4 protein-coding genes are annotated in these 4,417 nt (G+C 70.6%); all 4 read left to right on the top strand.

The features are described from left to right. Positions 1 to 411: 411 nt before the first annotated feature. Genes ACFWFI_RS41290 through ACFWFI_RS41275 form a run of 4 tightly spaced genes read left to right on the top strand, consistent with a single transcriptional unit; the run spans position 412 to position 4,020 of the window. On the top strand, positions 412 to 2,193 hold the full coding sequence (locus ACFWFI_RS41290) for a YwqJ-related putative deaminase (RefSeq protein WP_387400882.1): 1,782 nt from the start codon (positions 412 to 414) through the stop codon (positions 2,191 to 2,193). Between the two features lie 36 nt (positions 2,194 to 2,229). Continuing rightward, on the top strand, positions 2,230 to 2,703 hold the full coding sequence (locus ACFWFI_RS41285) for an SUKH-3 domain-containing protein (protein WP_387400881.1): 474 nt from the start codon (positions 2,230 to 2,232) through the stop codon (positions 2,701 to 2,703). Beyond that, entirely contained in the window at positions 2,696 to 3,085 is a 390-nt protein-coding gene (locus ACFWFI_RS41280) for a YwqJ-related putative deaminase (RefSeq protein WP_387400879.1), read from the top strand. The genes ACFWFI_RS41285 and ACFWFI_RS41280 overlap by 8 nt, the downstream gene beginning before the upstream one ends. Next, positions 3,082 to 4,020, top strand: a complete 939-nt coding sequence (locus tag ACFWFI_RS41275; protein ID WP_387400877.1) for an SUKH-3 domain-containing protein — start codon at positions 3,082 to 3,084, stop codon at positions 4,018 to 4,020. Before ACFWFI_RS41280 ends, ACFWFI_RS41275 begins: the two co-directional genes overlap by 4 nt. The last annotated feature ends 397 nt before the right edge of the window (positions 4,021 to 4,417 follow it).

Here is a 4,417-nt window from a genome sequence, read left to right as displayed (position 1 = left end):
CACCGGAGCGAGCGTTCGATGCCGATCGAGCGCGTACCCGCCCGAGCGCCCCGGCACGGTCATGATCCGTGCCGATCCGTGGAAGGGCGTAGAACTCGGCCATTTTCCGGCTGGGTTGAGGGGACGTACGGGGAACACGCGTTGTTAGCATCCCCTCGTACCCGTGCGGCTGCTGCTGACGGGTGACCGGGGCGGGGTGTTCGGGACGGCGCCGGCCGGTGGCGTGGCTCGGCCCTGCGCGGTGGTCCGGCTCCCCGGGGTTCCTCGGGTGGGTGGTCAGGCGCACGGGCGTCCGAGCGGTGCGCCTCCGGTGTGGCCGAGGCCCGTGGCACCCTTGTGATGATCTTCGTGACGGAAGAGCGAGAACGGGGGCGGGCAATGGGTTACACCATTCCTGAAGGTGTCGACACGATGCTGGACGTCGTGGGCGTGGGATGGCCGAATGTCGACGAGGACGCGTACCGCGACATGGCGGACGCGCTGCGGGAGTTCGCGGATGACGCGGAGGACGACGCCGTCACCGCGCACGGTCATGTGCAGCGGTTGTTGTCGACCGGGCAGAGTGAGTCGCTGACGGCGCTGGACAAGCACTGGCAGAAGACCCAGAAGAAGAACAAGGACCTGGCGGGCGCGGCACGGATCATCGCCGGGGCCCTGGACCGGGTGGCGGACATCATCGTGGCGCGGAAGATAGCCGCTGTCGGTGAACTGGCCGACCTGTGTGCGACGGTGGGCCTCGCCCTGGCGGCGGCGCCCTTCACCGCAGGTCTCACCGCGCTCCTGGCGGGCGGGAAGATCGTGGCGACGCGGATCGCGTTCAAGAGGATCCTGAGGGAGATGGCGGAGGCCGCGGTCGAGGAGATCGTCGCCGTCCTCACCCAGCCCGCGGTAGCCGCTCTGGAGAGCATAGTCACCGACCTGGTGATCCAGACCACGATGAACGTCACCGGCCAGCAGGATGGCATCGACGTCGACCACGCCGTCCAAGCAGGCAAGGACAGCCTGCAGTTGAACTCGGCGGGCCTCCAGCTGAACTCGGCGGGTGGGGGTGCCGGCTTCGCCGGCGGAGGCCCGGTGATCGACCACGACGCGCACACCGGTACGGGCGGAAAGCTGGCGAGCGTTCAGGTGTCGATGAACACCCGCGCCGGCGGCAAGATCAGCAGGGCCAAGGGGCACCACGGGCGCGCCAAGGGCAAGGACTCGCTGACCACCGTCCTCGACTCCGCCATCGAGGAGGTGGTGGAGAAACTGGTCAAGGGACACGACCATCTCGGCAAGCACGTCGGCAGGGACCTGCCCGACGCCATCGGCCGGAGTTCCAAGGTTCACAAGCAGACCGACCAGGCCATTCAGGACGAGATCGGCAAGGGAAAGAAGACCGACGGCGGCGATGGCACCCGTCGAGGCTCCGATGGGGGAGGACGAACAGCGACCGGCACCGGGTGGCCGGGCGGCTGGGGTGGCGGCACCGGAACCGGCTGGCCCGGCGGACCCGGTGAGCGGAGAGGCGGAGGAAGTGGCTCCGGCGGGGGCGGAGGCGGCGGAGGCGGAGGCGGTGGCGGTGGCGGCGGCACCGGTTCCGGGGGTGGGCGCCCGATCCAGCCGCCCCCGGCTTGGCACGGCAGGAGCGCCGGCCGTATGCGTCACCACCGGCGCGACGCCCTGGACGTGAACGGACTTGACGAATCGCAGCGGACGCGGCTTCTCGAACACGAAGCCGGTGAGCTCGCCAATGCCGCCCAGAAGGCTTCGGGGCCGCAGCCGGAGGGCAAGGACCGGATTCCGCAGGGCTGTTCCGGGGCCCTGGTCCACGGCGACGTGATCACCTCACACACCAGCTCGCAGAGCCGGCACGGGCAGAAGTACCCGGACACCCACTCCGCCCTGCAGTCCGCCTACGACGACGTCCAGGCACGGGCGGACCGTGGGGAACTGGTCCTCGGCCGAGGACACGGCAGATGCGCGGAAGTATCCTTGATCTCCGACCGGTTGCACGAGCTCGGGCGTACGGAGAGCATCTCCACCGCCGACGACGCCCGCCGTGCCCTGGCCGGGAGCAAGATCTACACCGTGGCGATCGGCGAGCAGTTCGACAACGACGGCAACAAGGTCGCGCACGGCTCGTACCTGCCACCCTGTCGGAGTTGCGGCCCCGTGCTGGAGGCCCTAGGAGTCGGTCTGCACGGCTGACCCGCTGACCGTCGACTCCCTGAAGCAAGGAACACGATGAGACCACCACCCCCCCGGGAAGAGCTCGACGCCTGGCTGCGGGCCAACGGTTGGTATCCGGGGCGAGAGAACGAGGCGGAGGCCGAGCGGCTGATCGCGGTCCGTGTCCGCGGCTCCGCCGACCAGGGCTATCCGCTGCAGCCTTGGGACGAGGTGTACCGATTCGTCTCGTCCTACGTCGGCCTGGAGTTCCCCATGCCCTTGGCGCCGGAGAGGCAGTTCCGAGCGGATCCCACATTCGGCTACGAAGGGGACGCCGAGCTCGTCGTCGAACTGGCGCAGAACCTGGGGCACCAGCTCTTCCCGGTGGGCTGGGAGACATCCGAGAACGGCATCGTCCTCATGGACGATGTGGGGCGCTTCTTCTACCTGCACCACACCGGGCCCTACTTCCTCGGTGGCAATGACACAGAGGCCCTGTCCAGTTTGATGACCGGTGCCCAGGAAGACGCGGAGGACTACTTTGTCTGACCTCGTACCAGGTGTGGCCGCCTCCCTGCTCATCCAGGGAACGATCGTCAGCCACACCAATCTGACCGGGGACGAAACGCCTCAGCTTCACCCCGCCGTGCAGGCGTTCTTCGACGCGCTGCCCGCCGACCGGCGCGAGCCCTTCATCGGCTACTGCGCCGAGTCCGCGCTTGTCTCGGACCAACTGTGGGCGCTGGACCAGCAACGCGCCGACCGGGGGAGCACGAGCCTCGCCGGTGCCCGGGACCACTTCGCGGGCTCCGCGCTGATCGCGAAGAAGATCCGTGAGCACGGGGACCCGGAACACGGCACGCCCGCCCGCGTCTGCCGTTCCTGTTCCGCGCTGCTCGACGAACTCGGCGTAGACGTCATCGGTTCATGAGCACGAACGAGGACGCGCTGACCGCCGCGGGGTGGCGCCCCGGCCGGGACGCCGGTGACCGCGCCATGTCCGCCGCGCTCATGACCACGGCCGTCGTTCCGACCACCACAGGCATCCGCGGCTGGGAGCTCTTCCCGGCCGCGCGGAGTGCGCTGCGGGAGTTCTTCGGGCTGGTGCTCCACCCCGTCGCGGAGGGTACCGAGGTCGCCGCGACGGGCTGCGTCATCGACCCCCGCGAGGGGAGGCACGCCCTCCGCGCCTTACGGGCGCTCGGTGACACAGTCGGGGAGGACGTGTTTCCGCTCGGCCGCACGGACGCGGACGGACTGATCGCAGTGACCGAGTCGGGGCGCCTGCTGTGCATCGACCACGGCGGCCGGTGGCTGCTCGGCGACTCCGTGGCGGACGGGCTCCATGCTCTGGCCCAGGGACGGGCTCCGCGCCGGATCGCGCCCCGGCGGTGGACATGGGCGGCACCCGCCATGCACGAGGACCCGCTGGAGAACGCGGTGCGCACCGCACTGGTGGGGGTGTACGCACTGCACCACAGGCAGCTCTTCGGGGCCCGGGCCCTGCGGCTGACGGTGACGGCCCTGCGCGGCATCGGCGCCGAGGTGCTGGACCGTGCCGTGCCGCTGCCGGGCGGTTCCCTGGACGAGTTCGCCGCGCCGCTGGTGGCGCGCATGCGGCAGCTCGTCGACGCCGAGGGGGCACACCTGCTGAGCAGCGCGCTCACGGTGACGGTGAGTGCTCCGGATGGGACCCCTGCTCCGAACTCCTCAGTGAGCTGTGCCGTACGGGTCGGGCACTCGGCGGCGGCTCCCGCGGCAGCGGAGCTATCCCTGGCGGCAGGAGCCGGGACGGCCGTCGGCCGGCCGTGGGAGGCCGTCCTCGGGTGCGTCAGGGATCTGGATCGCTACACACGGGCCGGGTGACCAGGCAAGTACGGCCAGGCGGAGCGAAGTGCCCCTGGGTACCACGGGTGCCTGGGTTCGCGCCGTCCGCACGGTGAACCGGCGCGGCGCCGGACCTGGGCCCGCTCGGACCTGGCCGCCGCGTCCGCGCGGCCCGGCCGTGATCCAAGCCCCCCACGACAACGCCGGCTGGATGAGGCACGAAGGCGCCTCATGAAGCACACGGCGAGGTGCCCGCCTTCGTCCGGCTGGACTCCGGTGGCCCGAGGATTGCCGTAGCCCGATCAGCGGAGCCGTTCAGGCGGACTTCGAGTCTCCTCGTCCCTTGCCCTGCGCAGAGGGTGACCGGCCCCGCCGGCGGCGGGGCCGAGCCCTCGGCGGCTGGTCCCCGGCCGGTGTTCCCGGTGGACCATCGGGG

Origin of the sequence: Streptomyces sp. NPDC060209 (assembly GCF_042728155.1) — a bacterium.
Lineage (GTDB): Bacteria > Actinomycetota > Actinomycetes > Streptomycetales > Streptomycetaceae > Streptomyces.
The sequence above is the reverse complement of the archived record's forward strand: the minus strand, read 5'-3'. Positions and strand labels throughout refer to the sequence as shown.

Coding starts and splice junctions, on each gene's coding strand:
- ACFWFI_RS41290 (WP_387400882.1), top strand. CDS start 412: ATGCTGGACGTCGTGGGCGTGGGATGGCCGAATGTCGACGAGGACGCG.
- ACFWFI_RS41285 (WP_387400881.1), top strand. CDS start 2,230: ATGAGACCACCACCCCCCCGGGAAGAGCTCGACGCCTGGCTGCGGGCC.
- ACFWFI_RS41275 (WP_387400877.1), top strand. CDS start 3,082: ATGAGCACGAACGAGGACGCGCTGACCGCCGCGGGGTGGCGCCCCGGC.